This window comes from Tunturiibacter empetritectus, assembly GCF_013410875.1.
GTDB classification, from domain to species: Bacteria; Acidobacteriota; Terriglobia; order Terriglobales; family Acidobacteriaceae; genus Edaphobacter; species Edaphobacter empetritectus.
In genome coordinates, this window is sequence record NZ_JACCCU010000001.1 from 2,427,049 (window position 1) to 2,443,451 (window position 16,403).

Sequence of the window (16,403 nt, forward strand, 5' to 3'; positions counted from 1 at the left end):
TTACTGCACCCGCTCATCAAATCGACTAAGGCACCCATGGATCGATTTCGCTAACACATCAATTCCCGGCACGGATAGAACCTGCCAGTGATCTCCAGGAACCTCGTGAATTTCAACTCCACCCTGAAAGATCGGCGACCAGCCATTGTCAGAAGGAATACTGCGATCTGCCTGCTTCGCGGCCCGAAAAAGAGTCAACTTCTGCGAGACTGGTTTCACCTTATAGTTTCGTGCAGCTACAGCGTTAATCTCATGGGTGTTCTTGAGGAAAGCTGGCAATCTTGAGAACATTCGTGCGGCAATCGTAACGGTGTAGCGCACTCGACGTTCCGTAAAGTCCTTGAGAAAAAAATCCCACCATCCTTTGACACTCCCGTGCCCTCTTTGGCTGTGAAAAAAACCAACAAGACCGGCCGGTTCGCTAACCCCGTTGTTGGAGGATGGTTCGGCGGAAGATACTTGGATGTAATCTCTCGCTCTTGAATCCAGCATCCCCAACAGGCCGACGGTTTCGCCCGCAGCCAAAAGTTGATGGGCCATCTCAAGTACCATGACTCCACCGAAGGAGTAACCGAGCAGGTGATATGGGCCCATGGGCTGGACCTGTCGAATCTCCTTCAGATAATGAGCAGCCATATCCTCGAGGTGGAGCAGCGCCGGTCGATTTAGCTCAAGCGCCTGGGCCTGCACTCCATAAACTGGTTGGTCCGCGCCAATCCTCGTCGTAAGGCCATAGAAGTTGACTACGTTCCCTCCCGCCCCATGAACAATAAAAAGGGGGCGCTTCGTGCCTACAGGTTGAATCGGTACGAGCGACGTCACCGTGTTTGGCGCGTAGCGTCTGCGGACCAGGTCAGCAACCATCTTGATCGTGGGAGCGGAGATTAAACTGGCCAGCCCGAATCCCATGGAATACAGGCTGTTCATGCGTGTAACCAGGCGAAGAATGGAGAGCGAACTGACTCCAAGCGAAAACACGTTGGTATCAGTCGTGATCTCCTCGACCCCCAGCATCGATCGCCAAAGTTCGAGGAGTTGAATCTCGATCGGGTCGCTGATCGTCGCAACCTGTTCTTCCAACTTCTCCATGATCGCCGCGCCACCATCTAATTGCTTCTCAGGGACTGCACGCATGTTTCTAAGAGGCGCACTTTGACTCTGGGCATCAGGAAGTTTCGCTGGAAGGAAATCGTCTGTCGGAGCCATCATCTCCAACTGGATCGACGATTCCTGAACGGCAGACTCCAGCACCGCGATGAAGCTCGTTAGATATCGTTGAATCGTCGCTGGGCGAAAATAGTTCGGGTTGTATTCAAGCTGCAGCCGCGGCCCCTCTTCCGGCCGATCAACGATGGCGAACATCCACTCGAAGACGGCACCTGGACTCATCGACCGCAGTGGTGTGATCTCAAGTCCGGCAACCCGCTGAATCACCATAAAAGACTTCTGATACAGAAAGAAGATCGGGATTTCAAACGAAGTATTGTTGTGCGAGAAGTGCGAGTCGTAGATCAGTTCTTCAAACGGGAGCTCCTGATTTTCGTATGCGCCTAGCGTCCAGTCCTGCACCTTCGTAAGCAGCGATCGAAAGGTCTCCTGTGGTTCGATCCCCACGCGGAGCACCTGAATATTCATAAAGAGCCCAATCAACTCTTCCGTATCATCGTTCCGGTTCGCGCACGGAGATCCAACGACTATATCCCGCTGCCCCGTTACCCGGTACAGCAGAGCACAGAAGATACTGAACAACAGGATATTCAGCGTTACGTTTTGGTCCTTGCAGAACTCGTGAGCCCGTGCGGTGAGCTCCGGCGAAATAAGAAGCGTCTCGATATCGCCTGATTCGGAGTCCGTACGAACGTCTCTCCGGCCTTCAGGGGTTGCATCGTGAGGGAGTTCAAGCCGCCCAAAGTTTGTTCCTAGAGCCTTACGCCAGAAGTTCAGTGACGTTCCCGCAGCTTCACTCTTTCGCCACTCCTCCTGCCAAACCGCGAAGTCGGCAAACTGAATTGGCAGCTCGGGCAGAACAGGTTCCTTGTCTTTCATCAGCGCTTCGTAAAAGACCGCAATGTCGCGCAGCAGAATGCCAAGAGAGATGCCATCACAGATAATGTGGTGCATTGTGACGAGCAGAAGATGATGTTCCGGAGCGAACTTCAGCAACTTGAGAGCGAGAAGCGGTCCGTTGAACAAGTCCATGCGGTAAGCCGCATGTTCGCGGATCAGTCTGCCGGCCTCTGATGAGTTCGCCGCATCAGGCACTTCCTGCAGATCCTTGACCGGCAGTGCAACGATGTAGGGTAATCCGATGATCTGCGATAGTCTTCCATCCACCACCGCAAAGGTCGTTCGCAACATCTCATGTCGTCGCACCGCCAGGGTAAAGGCCATGGCCAGAAGATCCACATTTAGTTTGCCGAGGCACTGCCACATCAGCGGCATGTTCAACGCGGGGTTGCCCGGGTGCATCTGATCCAGCGACCAGAAACGGACCTGTCCTTGCGTAGCAGGCATGGCGTAGACTTCGTCCACCGACGAGGCCGACGAGTTTACGACCGGCGTTTCTTCAGGTGTATTCGTAGTGACCCCCGTCGCAGATTGGAGATATTGCTTCATCCGCGTGTCCCGCTTTCACCGCGATAAGCCTTTCGTGGAGCGACCGTAATTCGCGGCGCTGCTTTGATCGTGTTGGATCTTGTCTCCGCGTGCTCCCCCAACCCATCGGATAATGCCAGAATCGTCCGATGCTTGAATATCTGCGCTGCCGTTACGTTCAAACCTTCCTTCTGTGAGCGTGCGGCTATTCGGAAGATGAGCAATGAGTCCGCACCAAGCTCAAAGATACTATCTGTAATGCTAACGCGGTCCAGCATGAGCACCTCAGACCAAATCTCTGCGAGCTTTTTTTGTTCTGCCGTCGAAGGAGCAGTGAACGGCCGCTGTGCAGAGTGAAGACCTGCCTTCAGAAAACTCTCCGCATCCGGCAGACTCTTACGGTCTATCTTTCCGTTCGGTGATCGTGGAAGCTGTGGCAACGGCAGGATCACCGCTGGAATCATGTACTCCGGCAAAGTACCTGCAAGCATCGTGAGCAGATCCGCAGTTAGCGCTGTAGCGTGTTCTGCAGAGTTGCCTGCGTCGACATAAGCCACCAGTCGCGTAATCACCGCTCCGGCACTCTTGCTAGTATGCGCAACCACCACAGCCTCGCGCACCGCGGGGTGCCTGTTCAGGGCGACCTCAATCTCTCCCAACTCAATTCGATAGCCGCGAATCTTTACCTGGAAATCGGTGCGGCCAAGCAACTCTACTTGTCCTTGCTCCTTCGCATCCACGTGCCAGCGTCCAAGATCCCCCGTTTTATAAATGCGCCCCTTGGCAAATGGATTAGGCAGAAACCGTTCGGCCGTCAGGTCGGGACGCTTCCAATATCCACGCGCCAGCCCCGTGCCTCCTATGTAGAGCTCCCCCACAACGCCCACTGGCACCGGCTGCAGCCGATGATCGAGTACATAAAACTGCGTATTCGCAATCGGAGGCCCGATGAGTAACGGTCCGGTCCCGGCGGCAACACGTGTAGCAGACGACCAGATCGTCGTCTCGGTAGGCCCATAGACGTTCCACACCTGCTCACTTCTCTCAATCAGCTGATCCGCCAAATCTCTCGGCAGCGCTTCGCCACCGCACAGTACCTTCAGAGGCAACTCGCGGCCCCATCCCGCATCGATCAACATTCTCCACGTGCCGGGAGTGGCCTGCAGCACGGTCGCTTTACTGCGCTGCAGCAGCTGAAGCAACAAGTAGCCGTCCGCAACCTCGTCTTCGTTCGCGATCACTAACCGCGCTCCCACCAACAAAGGCAATAACAATTCAAGTCCCGCGATATCGAAGGCAAGCGTAGTCACCGCGACCAGCACATCTGCTCGACTCAAGCCCGGCTCCCGCTCCATCGATTGCAACAAGTTCATCAGAGCGCCGTGCTCAACCGCTACGCCCTTCGGTCTTCCAGTTGTGCCAGAGGTATAGATGACGTATGCCAGCGAATCCGCCGCAGCTGATGCTTCAAGCGGCGCATCGCTCTCCTCGGCTATCTTCGTATCCAGTACCACTACCTTCGCAGCGGTTCTGAATCCGGGCTGCGCAGTAGAGAACGAACCTCCCACTACCAGTAACGCAGCGCCCGAATCCTCGAGCACCATCTCTAGTCGATCCTTTGGGTGCCGCGGATCCAGCGGCACATACGCCCCACCGGCCTTCAACACTCCAAGCAGCGCCCCCAGCATCTCGACCGATCGCTCGACACAGAGTCCAACCAGATCCCCCGGCTTCAGCCCCTCCCGCTGTAGTCTATGCGCAACGCGATTCGAATATTGATCCAGTTCCCTTCTCGTCCATCTCTTCGAACCGCACTCGACCACTACCTGATCGGCCTGTTCCCGCGCTCGCAGCTCAGCAACTCGATGGATCGGAACAAACTCGCGGCCGAACGCCACCTCGGTTCGATTCCAACCGTCTACAATCTCCTGCCGGTCTTTCTCATCCAGCAGTTCAAGCTCGTCAACGCGCAACGTCGCATCCCGCACAACGCTGCTCAGCAGGTTGGCGTACTGGTGCATCCAGCGGCGAACTGTCTCTTCGTCAAAGAGGTCGGTGTTGAAATCGCAATCGAATTTGAGATCGTCTTCGGTTTCGATCACATTCAGAAACATATCCGTATTTACAAACTGCTTCGGGTTTGCCTTTATGTCCGCCGACAGACCGTCAAAGCCAATACGCGCTCCGATCTTTTCAAGATTGAACTGAACTTCGATCAGCGGTAGTCGCCCTGCATCTCGCGGAATCGAAAGCTTGTGGAGCAGGCTGCCGTAGGTAAACTCCTGATGGTCGAACGCATCGAAGAGCACATTGCGAGTAGCGGCGAGATGACTCTTCGCCGTCTCCGCCTCTGTCAATTGGCTCAGCATCGGCAGAAAGTGAACACAATGTCCGACGAGGCTCGCATTTTGAAAAAGAGCCTGCCCCGCCGTCGAGATGCCAACCACTACCTCCGGCTGACGGGTCAAACGATGCAGCAAAAGTTGAAAGCCCGAGAGCAGAGTGACATAAAGCGTGCAACCCAACCGTGCGCTTGCACCCTTCAAATCCATATACAGAGCGGACCCGAGACTGCCTTTCAATGTCGCTCCATGGTAGGTCTTATTCACCGGGCGAGGTCTGTCGGTCGGCAGATCGAGCACCGGTGCCAAGCCAGAAAACTTATTGACCCAGTAGGCTTCATTGTCCGCAAACTCACCGGACTTCTGACGGGTCTGCTCCTGAACGGCATAGCTACTGAACGGAAGCAGAGGTAGCAACTTTTCGCTCGCGTTCCCCTTTGCACTGTAGAACTTGCTGATCTCTTCGAAAAGTTGGTTTACGGACCATCCATCGAGAACGATATGATGCCCGGTAAAGAGCAATACCGTCTCATCGGCGGACATCTTGAAGATCGTTGCGCGCGCAAGCGGCCCCTGCGTAAGCGAGAACGGTATCCTCCCCTCCCTCTCAATCGCCTCATGCAACGTCTGCTCTCGAGAGGCATCTGCAGCGGAAGAGAGATCCACCTGTTCGACAGTGCCTTGAAAGGCTGGAGCGATCAATATCGATTCACCATCCTCACTGATGGTGCTGCGCAACGCATCGTGTCGAGCAAACACTGATTCAAGCGCCTGTTTCAGTGCCCTTTCATCAACATCGCCGCGCAAACGAAGCGTCACTGACTCATTGAACGCACAGTTCACCTCATCGCCTAGCGCAGCAGCAAAGTAGATCTCACGTTGCGCCTCAGTGATCGGAACCTTTGCCGGAGAGTCCTTAAGAGCCGCAGGATGCATCGCAGACACTGGCGCTACAGCCGGACCACTCTGATGCTCCCCGTGGCTGGGAAGCGCGTTGCTAGCCTGCATCTCTTCGACCGTCTCGCGGAATACCTCCTCGACAGTTTGCAGATCCGCGTCTGTGTGTGCCGTCGTAAGGAAGCAGGGATAGCCTTCCTGAATATGAATGCCCTTCTCCCGCATCGCGTAGTACAGCAGACTGCCAAGTCGAGCGTCCCCGTGGAAGGTGAAGTAAAACCACGACGCGAAGTGATGGATCCGGCTCGGAACACCGCGCTCAACAAAAAAGTTATCCAGCCGCGCCGCCATCTCTGCGGTCTTTCGATTCAAATCAAGTTGAAGCTGCGGCCCAGCAGCCTTCAAATGATTGAGAACCGCACGTGCTGCAGCGAGAGCCTGTGGATGACGAACGAAGGTCCCAGCGAAGAAGGTCACGCCAACCTCAGGGATCGAAGCATCGCCATACTGCCAGGTGCCGCCATCGAGCGCATCCATAAACTGTGCCTTACCCGAGAGCACGCCGATGGGATACCCGCCGCCGATGACCTTGCCATACGTCGCAAGATCGGCTCGCACCCCGAAACTCTCCTGCACACCGCCGGGAGCAAGTCTGAAGCCTGTGACCACCTCGTCAATAATCAGTGCAATCTCAGCCTGCTCCGTGATCTGTCTCACGGTCTTGATGAAAGCAATCGGTTGCAGACCAGGGTTGCGCGTCTGCACTGGCTCTATTAAGACAGCAGCGATCTCACTCGCATTCTTGCGAATGTACTCAAGCGAAGCATCGGCGCCGTACTCCAGCACAACCACATTTCCTGTATTCGCAATCGGAATGCCCGGCGCAAGCGGCACCGTTCCCCGTGGTGTATTGCGAACAAGAACCTCGTCAAACGTACCGTGATAGTCGCCCGCAAAGTAGATGATGCGATCGCGTCCCGTAACCGTGCGAGCCACGCGAATAGCCGCCATCACCGCTTCCGATCCGGTATTGCAGAAGGTTACCCGATCGTTTCCCGTTAGCTCGCATATCTGCGCCGCAACTTCACCCGCCAGCGGAGACTGCGGCCCAATGGCAACACCTTCTTCAATCTGCTTGTGAACAGCATCCAGCACAAACTGCGGAGAGTGCCCGAACATGATCGCCCCGTAACCATTCACGATGTCGATGTACTCATTGCCATCGACGTCCCAGATCCTCGAACCTTTGGCGCGCTCAGTCACGAGTGGGTAGACCATCTCCTTCCACTGCGGCCGAAAACCGGCAACCGCACGAGGGTCGGCAAGATGAACCCGTGCCTTGTCTGTCAGACGCTTGGACCCTGGCGTCTTCTTCTGATACTTCGCAAGGAGCGTGTTGAGATACTGTTGCTGATCGCCATCAAGATCCTGTTGAACCCGCGGCTGCAAGGGCCTGTAAGATCCGTGCTTGACCTCAGCTGTCTCCCCTGTCGACGTCGGTGTAGCTGATGATGACGCAGCAGAGGCCACAACAGGCATAGCCGCTGATACCACTGTTGATGCCGCCGATGTGGCAACCGCCGCCGGCAATCCGGTCGTGGCGCGCAACGCTGCCATCTGCTGCTCAAAGACCTTCGACATCATCGCCATCTGCTCACTAAACAGCCGCTCAACCGCAGAGCCGGCAGAAGTCGACGAGCCTGAACTCGAGAAGCTCGCAAGTGGAGCTGCGACGCTGGAGTGAGCGGCGACCGTCTGCACCGGAGCAGCTTGAACCTGCGCCTCTGCTGGAAACGCATCCGGCGGAAGCACACTGTCCAGATAGCCGGAAAGACTCGCAATCGTGGAATACTGCTCCATAATCTGGCGAAAGGTCAGCTTCACGCCGAACTTCTTCTGAATGCCCTGTGTAGCCTGGGTCAGAAACAACGAGTCAAGCCCCAACTCCAGAAACTGATGATCGACCTGATCCGGGGTCACTTCGATCCCGCTCAACTGAGTAAAAACCTCTGAAACAATCGGCTGCAGACGCAGCTTGCGTTCTTGCATTGGTGCCTCTTTCAACGGTTCGGTCGCGGCGGGAACAACTTCGCCGCCACTTTCTGTATCGAAAATCTCTACTCTAGAAATGATTGGCGGTTCGGGGAGTTGCAAGCCCCCCGTAAATGGCGGCGGCTCCACCCAATACAGTTTGCGTTCAAACGGATAAGTTGGCAGAGAGACTCGTCGCCGCATCTCCTGTGCGTAAACCTTCGTCCAGTCCGGCATCGCCCCCGCCACCCAGAGTTGCCCAAGCGCCTCCTGGAGCGAACCTGCCTCCACGGGAGACTGTTCATCCCGTTGCGCCAGCGAAGAGACGATTACGGCCGCACTACTATTCGGCTGCTGACGCGCAAGCGTAGCCAGCGTATTTCCCGGGCCAACCTCCAGCAATATCTGCGGAGTCGCCATCAGCGTCTTCAGCGCATCTGCGAAGCGAACAGGATTGCGAACCTGGTCAGCCCAGAAGCGCGGGCTCGTCGCCTGTTCCGGCTCGATCCATGTCCCGGTGAAGCTCGAAACATAAGGGCGAGCGGGACGGTGCAGCGTAACCTTGGCAACCTCCGCCTCAAACCCAGCCAGCATCGGATCCATCATCGACGAATGAAACGCATGCGAAGTACGCAGCCTGCGGAAGAGCGCTCCATTCGCAGTCAGCCTCTTCTCCAGCCTCTCAACGGCTTCAAGCGGCCCGGCCAGCACGCTCAGCTTCGGAGCATTCAACGCAGCAATCGAAATATCATCGGCAAGATACGGCTGAAGCTCAGACTCGCTGAGCCGCACGCCCACCATAGCCCCGCGCGGCATCTCCTGCATCATCCGTCCGCGAATGCTTACCAGCCGCAAAGCATCTTCGCGGCTCATAACCCCTGCAAGAACAGCCGCTACATACTCCCCTATGCTGTGGCCCGCACAGGCACGCGGTTCAATCCCCCACGCCTGCCAGAGCTTCGCCATCGCGAACTCCGTTACGAAGATTCCCGTCTGCGCGAACTGCGTCTGTTGAATCCTCTCCGCAGCCTCCGGCGCCGCCACATCCACCGGAAAGAGAATCTCGCGGAGGTCGAGGCCAAGCAAAGGCTGCAGAATCTCGCAACACTCGTCTACCTCGCGACGGTACAACGGTTCGCTTTTATACAATGAGCTACCCATGCCCGCGAACTGCGATCCCTGCCCAGGAAACAGGAACACAACCTCAGGCCGCTTTGCCGGCACAACTCGATTCGCCTCCGCTTTGGCTGACGAAAGTTTTGCAATAGCATCTTCAGCGCCTGCACACACAAACGCAGCGCGGTGATCAAACGCTTTTCTGCCAACCGCAAGCGTGTAGCCAACGTCCTCAAGCGGAACTTCAGAGTGCTCCTTGATATATGGAGCAAGATTGCCGATCGCAACCTGCAGCGCAGACTGTGATCTCGCCGAAACACAGAGCAACTGCGCCGAACGCAACGAAGCTGTCAAAGGCTGCAACACAGGAGCCTCTTCCAGCACCACATGCGCATTCACACCGCCAACTCCGAAAGCACTCACCCCGGCGCGGCGCGGTCCATCAGACTTCCATGGATTCAACTCGCGATTGACATAGAACGGCGAACTCTCAAAGTCGATGTTCGGATTAGCACTCTCAAAGTTGGCCAAAGGCGGCAGCGTCGCCTTATTCAAAGAGAGCGCCGTCTTAATCACTCCCGCCACTCCTGCGGCTGCATCCAGATGCCCAACGTTGGCCTTCGCCGTACCAATCGCGCAGAAACCCGTCGCCTCCGTGCTCAACCGAAACGCCTTCGTCAGCGCTGCGACCTCAATCGGATCGCCCAGCGGCGTCGCCGTTCCATGAGCCTCAATGTAAGTAATCGTGCGAGCATCCACGCCAGCCATCGCCTGTGCAGCAGCAATCACGCCCGACTGCCCATCCACCCCGGGAGCCATGTATCCAGCCTTCATGGAGCCGTCGTTATTCACGCCAAACCCACGAATCACAGCGGTAATATGATCGCGGTCTGCTATGGCATCCTCCAACCGCTTCAACAGAACCGCACCCGCGCCATGGCTGAACACCGTACCTGTTGCGGCGGCGTCGAAGGGCCTGCAGAAGCCATCCTTCGATCCAATGCTTCCTTCCGAGTACAGATGCCCGCGCCTCTGCGGAAACGTAACCGACACACCACCCGCCAGCGCCATATCGCACTGGTAGTTCAGCAGGCTCTGGCTCGCCTGCGCAATTGCAACCAGCGAAGTAGCACATGCAGAAGCCACGCTGATGCACGGCCCGCGCAAGTTCAACTTGTAAGCAACGCGAGTCGTCAGGAAGTCTTTGTCGTTCCCCATAAACGACCGGAACTCGCCAACCTGATAGTTCCCTGTCACCTCATCGATAAACGCTCGATCGCGGCAAAGATTCGCCAGCAAGTAAGTGTTGAGGCTGCACCCACCGAAGAGTCCAATCTGTCCCGCATAGGTCGATTGGTCATAGCCCGCATCTTCGAGCGCATTCCAGCATGTCTCCAGAAAGATCCGATGCTGAGGATCCATGCTCTCAGCGTCGCGCGGCGATATGCCAAAGAACTCCGCGTCGAACATGCCGGGATCCTCGAGCACACCGCGCGCACCGACATAGTCCGAGCCATGCTCTAGCCCTGCGCTGTTTCTCGCCTCCAGCTCGGAAGGAGAAAAGTGGGAGATCGTGACCTTCCCGGCGGCGATGTTCTCCCAGAACGCCTCCACATCCGGCGCTCCAGGAAATCGTCCTGACAGGCCGATGATTGCGACACAGTCCAGCAACTGCTCCTCGCCAGCAACCTCGTCAGTCCTGCGCGTCTCCCGGTTAGATTCTTGATTCAATCGCTCACTCATGACGCCACGCCCTTCGTCGCCCGAGCCCGCGCGAACGCACCTCTCGCCCTCTGAGCCTGCTGTTGAATTGCATCTTTCTCCGAAGCCGAAGACCCATTGGCCGCAAGACGCTTCGCCAACGAACGCACCGTCGGACACTCGAACATCAACGTAATCGGAATCAGCCGCTCAAACTGCGCCTGCAACCTCAGATGAGCGCTGATCAGCAACAGAGACGTCCCTCCCGAATCGAAAAAATTATCGTCCAACCCAATCCCTCGCAGATCGAGTACATCGGTAAACACTCGCGACACCCGCTCCTCGGTCTCAGACAGCGACTGCGCCGCCGAACCGTCCAGAGCCTCGCCGGCAGATCCCACCGAAGGAGCAGGCAATGCAGCGACATCCAGCTTGCCGTTCACGGTCAAAGGAAGTTCCTTCAATGCGGTGTACGAAGAGGGCCTCATCTGCGCAGGCATCTTCGAGACAAAAAACTCGCCAAGCATTTTGGCTGTCAATTCAACGCCCGTAGTCGCAACAAAATACGCCGCCAACCGCTGAGTCCCTGTCTTATCCGTATGCGCCACCACACACGACTGCTTAACCCCAGGCGCTTCAGCCAGCGCAGCCTCGACCTCCCCCAGTTCGATACGAAAGCCGTTGATCTTCACCTGGCTATCGTTCCGTCCGAGATACACCATCTCGCCATCAGGACGAATCCGCGCAAGATCGCCGGTACGATAGAGCGTGGCACCAGGCACCGGCCTGAAGGAATCTTCGATAAAGCGTTCCGCATTCAACTGCGGACGATTCAGATAGCCGCGCGTTACCCCGCCGCCCCCTACATAGAGCTCGCCCACTTCCCCCGCTTGCACCGGTCGCTTCGCTTCATCAAGCAGATAAAGCTGCATATCGGGTATCGGCGTCCCGATCAGGCTCTCCTGCACCGACTCCGCCTCTGCCGCCGTGATTGGCCGGTACGTCACATGAACCGTCGTCTCCGTAATCCCGTACATATTCACCAGCCGTGGAGCCGTGTCCCCATGACGCTGGAACCACGGAGCCAGCTTGCGATACTGCAGTGCCTCCCCGCCAAAGATCACTACGCGCAGCGACAGCGGCAGAACCGCACTGTCCTGCTCTACCTGGATCAACATAAAGAAAGCCGATGGTGTTTGATTGAGCACCGTCACTCGCTCCATCGAGAGAAGCTCGTAGAACTCCCGCGGCGAACGGCTCACAGCAAATGGCACGATCACCAGCCTCCCGCCCGTCAACAATGGTCCCCAGATCTCCCACACCGAAAAATCGAAAGCGATGGAGTGGAACATCGTCCAGACATCGTTCGCTCCAAAGTGAAACCAAGCGTCAGTCTGCTCCAGCAGACGAAGCACATTTCTGTGCGTCACCATCACGCCCTTCGGCTTGCCGGTCGAACCCGAGGTATACATCAGATAGGCTAAGTCCTCCGCCCTTGCGGCAAACGGTGGATTGTCCGGCTCCGGAGAGTTCAGCGCCACAAACTCACGATCCATCTCCACAACCGATACGGACAAAGCAGTTAACTCTCCCGATACCCCCGATGCAAGAACTGCGGTCGTTACGATCGCTACCGGCCTCGCATCGTCCAGCATCTCCAGAACCCTGGCCCTGGGATATCCAAAGTCGATGGGCAGATACGCGCCGCCCGCCTTCAGGATGCCGAGTATGGTCACTATCATCTCGGGCGAGCGGTCCAGGTAGATCGCAACAAACGAGTTCGTTCGAACCCCAAGCTCCTGCAACCGCCGGGCAAGTTCGTTCGCCCTCGCATTCAGCAGACCGTAGGTCCAGCGAGCCTCTCCGCATACAATCGCGACTTGGTCCGATTTTTCCGCAGCCATTCTCTCAAAGACACTGACGATCGTGTCGAGAGCCATTCCGTCGAATCCGCTCTCCCCCGGAACCTCGGAAGCCTGGGGACGAAGATCCATCAATCGCTCGCCCTCAATGGCCGAATTCTTAACATGCTCATCGTTCTCCATCGAGCCCCACAGCAGATCAAAAACGCAGAAAAACGAATTGACTCAGAGTAGCTGCCGGCATGGGCTGATCGATCACAACCCCTGACTTCACTCCCTGAGTAGAAGATGCAACTTGAGCGAAAGGTACCGCTCGAAGCTCTCGAAGTCAACCCGTCTCTGTTGCCTAATTGTACGCACAATTCGAAAGGCGGATTAAGACAATAGTGGGGGAAAATACCTGAAAGTTGTAGGTTTTTCAATATTTCGACACCGTTCCAGAGATGCCTGAAACTTAAGTACCAGGAGACTGGTTATCATTGCAGTACGGTGGCATCACACTCCGGGTTGTCTCTTATGTCGAGTGATTGGAAACAGGTCGATATCCTCCCGCCACTCGAGACCACCGAAGTGCAACTCTGGCGAATCGACCTGGCCGACGCCACAGGGCTCGGCACCACAGGCCTCAATGACCGCTTCGCCCCGCTTCTCGCTCCATCCGAACAGCTCCACGCAAACCGCTGCCGGCCCGGGCGCGTGCAGGATCATTTCTCCGTTGGACGGGCCTGTCTGAGAATCCTTCTCGGCAACGCCTCCGGCCTCGACCTCCGTTCTCTGCCTATCTCTACCGGTGTTCATGGAAAACCGGAACTCCCTCCCATCCACGGAGACAGCATCGCCTTCAACGTAGCTCACTCCGCAGACACCATTCTCATTGCTCTTACCCGCAGCGGCTCCGTGGGAGTGGACGTCGAGTACTACGACCGCGCGACCGATATTATGGAGGTCGCCCACTACAACTTCACGGCAAGCGAACACCGCTCTCTGGCAGCAATCACCGATCCCCACTCTCGCATCAGGACCTTCTACCGCTACTGGACCCGGAAGGAAGCGGTTCTCAAAGCAGATGGACGCGGACTCATCGCCTCCCTCGCGTCCTTCGATATACCGTTCGAATCAGTACACCTGCACCCCATTCGCATCGGTGGCTCCACAGACGATCAAGGGAAGCTGTTCTTCGTCAGCGATCTGACTCTGAACACCGAAGCCGCCGGAGCAATAGCATTCGAGTCGCCCGAGTCGCCGCTGCGACAGTTCATCTTTCCCTTGGGCCAGCCGTGGTGAGCCATCCCGAGCTCCCCCCAAAAACCGCCAGAATCTCCCATTCACCCGACAACCCGTCTGATACGTCTATAACTTGAGGAACAGATGGCCCTTCCAACACGATCCCCTATTGCAATACCCCCGGCACAACCACCCGCTCCAGAAAGCAAAAAGACCTGGCTCGTCACCGCCACCAGCCTCGTCTTCATCGTTCTGCAGAGCGCCTGCACCGCCGTCATCGCCCTCAGCGGAGTCCGCGTCGCCATCGGTCTCAGTGCGCTGGCCTCGGCAACCTTCGGCATCCACCCGCCTCCCACCGGCTTCCACCGCGACGCCATCCGCATCCCCATGATGATCGCCGCCACCATCGGCTCCCTCATCAACCTCTATGTTCTTTGGCGCATCCGCTCTCTACGCGCCCGCCCTTCTTCACAGTGGCGCACCCAGCCCGCCACCCCCAGCCAGCGCCGCTCAGAGACCTTTCAGATCTCGCTCGCAGTCGTCACCCTCCTCCTGGTAGCCGCCGAGAGTATCCTCCATTCCCTATTCCACCACGCCGCTTAGAATCCTCCAGCTATCGCCGCACCCTTTAGCCATCGCCCTCTTCCACACTTCCGCGAGGCGTATACGTAAATCCCCGCATCTCGGCCGCCAGCCTCGCGTGGAGCCGCTCGCTAAATCCCAGCGGCAGTTCGAAGACACGTTCATCGGCAGTCAGGATCAGAATATTGCGCGTCGAATCCAGAATCGCCGAACAGATCTCGCAGTGCTCCAGATGCTTCTGCACATCCTCCAGCACCGCCGCATCCAGAGTCCCATCCAGATAACCCGAGATATGCTCCCACACATGCTTGCACTCTAAAACCATGGGAACCACCTCCGCTTCGGCATCACCTGTTTCAACTGAGGAGACAACCGCTTCTGCAGCATCAGCCGCGCGCGGTGCAGTCGCACCTTTGCCGCCGCAACGCTGATACCAAGTGCCTCCGCCGACTGGTTGACACTCAAGTCTTCCATGTCGCGCAGCACAAAAACCTGGCGATAGATCAACGGCAGATCGCCAATCGCATCCTGCAACAACAACCGAACCTCTTGCCGCTCCAGCGCCTCGGAGGGAATCTCCCGCCAGTCCCGCAGCAGCGCCGGCGACACATGCCCGCCCTCATTCAACTCATCAAGCGACTCCGTCTTCGCAGTCTTCTTCTGCCGCAGCCGGCTCCGAGCCTCGTTCAGCGTAATGCTGATCAGCCATGTGCTGAACTTCGCTTCGCCGCGAAACCTCTCCAGGTTGCGGAACGCCTTGAGAAACGCCTCCTGCGCCGCATCCTCCGCGTCCGCCTCGTTCTGCAACATCGACAACGCCATGCTGTAGACGCTGCGCTCATACGGCTGGATCAGATCATGAAACTCATGCGTATTGCCCGCAAGGATAGAGGCGATCATCTGAGCTTCATTCCTGTTCTCGGAGATTACCGTCATTGCTTCTCGATCCATCCTCGATAACGCCTCTTCAACACCGCATCAACAGAGAACAGCCCGGCCCCGAACACCAGAACCATCGCAGCCGCGAACAAAAACGTGTATGGATCGGCGTTGTAGAACTTGCCCGGATCGGAGAACACCGCAAGGAGGGCGTCCCGATCTGCAGTCCAGTATGCCACCAGCATATTCACCGTAAGCATCAACCCAATGAGCCGCGAGCCGAGCCCCAGAATCAGAAGAAGTCCGCCAAAGAACTCCAGCCCTGAGACGAAGTGAGCGTTCAAAGCAGGAAAGGGAATATTCAAGCTCGTAAAGTAGTCGGTGATCTTATCCAGATGATGCAGCTTCCCCCATCCGCTCTGAACCAGCTGCCATCCCCAGTAGAGCCGCACCACCAGAAGAAATGGGGATTGGAGATAAGAAGCCAGTGTTGCAAACTTCGCATACAGCTCAAGCAGTTTTTTCATCACAACCCTTTTTTCTCCACCTTCGTCGAGCGGAATAAATCTTACGCAGGCCCCGAAATGCGGCAGGCTCGGCCAGGAACCTGTCGGGACCTGCACGTACTTAGAACCATCACGAAGGAATTGGTTACAGCCTCCACTCAAAGAGTGATCGCAATCAAAAAACCCTAAAGCACCCTCGGTTAAACTGCTCCCCAGTCTTTGCTGTCATCCTGAGCGGGAGCGAAGGATCCCGATGCGCTTCACACACCCAATACCCTCAAAACCTTTTTACCCTGACTTCCGGATTCTTAGAACCTGTCTAAAAACCGCTACCTTGCGATATTTTGCTGCCGTCTCTGCATTTGAGATAGGTCCGGGCTTTAGCCCGAACATCGAAGATCGGAACCATTCGGGGCTTCAGCCCCTGAGATATGTCTCTCTTCCCCTGAGCACCCAATTCGAATTCTCTAAAAAAGCCCCCGTGAAGCCAATGCCAGGAATTTCTTCGCTACCATTCTTCAACTCCGGCAAGCGCCGTAACTCCGGCCCCGTCGCCTGAATTCATCCAACGTGTCCCACTTGGAGTAGCTCTGAGCCAAAAGGTTACAGAAGTGATAGCCTTCCGGTGTTCTGCTGAACCTGTAACCTTTGTGCCTTGATGTAGTCGA

The 16,403-nt window shown here is 56.7% G+C and carries 8 protein-coding genes; 2 read left to right on the top strand and 6 right to left on the bottom strand.

The genetic code is table 11. The annotated features are described in order from the left end of the window. From HDF08_RS10290 to HDF08_RS10300, 3 genes are read right to left on the bottom strand one after another with little or no spacing between them, the layout of a single operon-like run. On the bottom strand, nucleotides 1-2,616 hold the full coding sequence (locus HDF08_RS10290; protein ID WP_179638349.1) for a condensation domain-containing protein: 2,616 nt from the start codon (nucleotides 2,614-2,616) through the stop codon (nucleotides 1-3). Beyond that, complete coding sequence (locus HDF08_RS10295) at nucleotides 2,613-10,712, bottom strand: hybrid non-ribosomal peptide synthetase/type I polyketide synthase (RefSeq protein WP_179638350.1); 8,100 nt, start codon at nucleotides 10,710-10,712, stop codon at nucleotides 2,613-2,615. Before HDF08_RS10295 ends, HDF08_RS10290 begins: the two co-directional genes overlap by 4 nt. 8 nt (nucleotides 10,713-10,720) lie before the next feature. Beyond that, nucleotides 10,721-12,676: an amino acid adenylation domain-containing protein gene (locus HDF08_RS10300; protein ID WP_179638351.1), complete on the bottom strand. Its 1,956-nt coding sequence runs from the start codon at nucleotides 12,674-12,676 to the stop codon at nucleotides 10,721-10,723. A 384-nt stretch (nucleotides 12,677-13,060) separates the two neighbouring features. On the opposite strand from HDF08_RS10300, the gene HDF08_RS10305 reads away from it, so the two are divergent. Both HDF08_RS10305 and HDF08_RS10310 read left to right on the top strand, forming a co-directional pair. Next, nucleotides 13,061-13,828 (top strand): 4'-phosphopantetheinyl transferase family protein, encoded by a 768-nt coding sequence (locus tag HDF08_RS10305; protein WP_179638352.1) that lies wholly within the window; start codon nucleotides 13,061-13,063, stop codon nucleotides 13,826-13,828. Nucleotides 13,829-13,912: 84 nt separating this feature from the next. After that, entirely contained in the window at nucleotides 13,913-14,371 is a 459-nt protein-coding gene (locus HDF08_RS10310; protein WP_257030953.1) for a hypothetical protein, read from the top strand. Nucleotides 14,372-14,396: 25 nt separating this feature from the next. On the opposite strand, the gene HDF08_RS10315 is transcribed toward HDF08_RS10310, so the two are convergent. The 3 genes from HDF08_RS10315 to HDF08_RS10325 are packed head-to-tail and all read right to left on the bottom strand — an operon-like array spanning nucleotide 14,397 to nucleotide 15,756. Beyond that, nucleotides 14,397-14,675 carry an anti-sigma factor family protein gene (locus tag HDF08_RS10315; protein WP_179638353.1) on the bottom strand — a complete coding sequence of 93 codons (279 nt, stop codon included), beginning with the start codon at nucleotides 14,673-14,675 and terminating at the stop codon, nucleotides 14,397-14,399. Beyond that, the gene (locus HDF08_RS10320) at nucleotides 14,666-15,301 is read right to left on the bottom strand and encodes a sigma-70 family RNA polymerase sigma factor (protein WP_257030954.1); all 636 of its coding nucleotides are present in this window, start codon (nucleotides 15,299-15,301) and stop codon (nucleotides 14,666-14,668) included. The genes HDF08_RS10315 and HDF08_RS10320 overlap by 10 nt, the downstream gene beginning before the upstream one ends. After that, complete coding sequence (locus HDF08_RS10325; protein WP_179638354.1) at nucleotides 15,283-15,756, bottom strand: DoxX family protein; 474 nt, start codon at nucleotides 15,754-15,756, stop codon at nucleotides 15,283-15,285. Before HDF08_RS10325 ends, HDF08_RS10320 begins: the two co-directional genes overlap by 19 nt. Nucleotides 15,757-16,403: the final 647 nt, after the last annotated feature.

Excerpts from the sequence above, each read along its gene's own strand:
- HDF08_RS10290 (WP_179638349.1), bottom strand. The coding sequence starts at position 2,616 with ATGAAGCAATATCTCCAATCTGCGACGGGGGTCACTACGAATACACCT.
- HDF08_RS10300 (WP_179638351.1), bottom strand. The coding sequence starts at position 12,676 with ATGGATCTTCGTCCCCAGGCTTCCGAGGTTCCGGGGGAGAGCGGATTC.
- HDF08_RS10305 (WP_179638352.1), top strand. The coding sequence starts at position 13,061 with ATGTCGAGTGATTGGAAACAGGTCGATATCCTCCCGCCACTCGAGACC.
- HDF08_RS10310 (WP_257030953.1), top strand. The coding sequence starts at position 13,913 with ATGGCCCTTCCAACACGATCCCCTATTGCAATACCCCCGGCACAACCA.
- HDF08_RS10315 (WP_179638353.1), bottom strand. The coding sequence starts at position 14,675 with ATGGTTTTAGAGTGCAAGCATGTGTGGGAGCATATCTCGGGTTATCTG.
- HDF08_RS10320 (WP_257030954.1), bottom strand. The coding sequence starts at position 15,301 with ATGGATCGAGAAGCAATGACGGTAATCTCCGAGAACAGGAATGAAGCT.
- HDF08_RS10325 (WP_179638354.1), bottom strand. The coding sequence starts at position 15,756 with ATGAAAAAACTGCTTGAGCTGTATGCGAAGTTTGCAACACTGGCTTCT.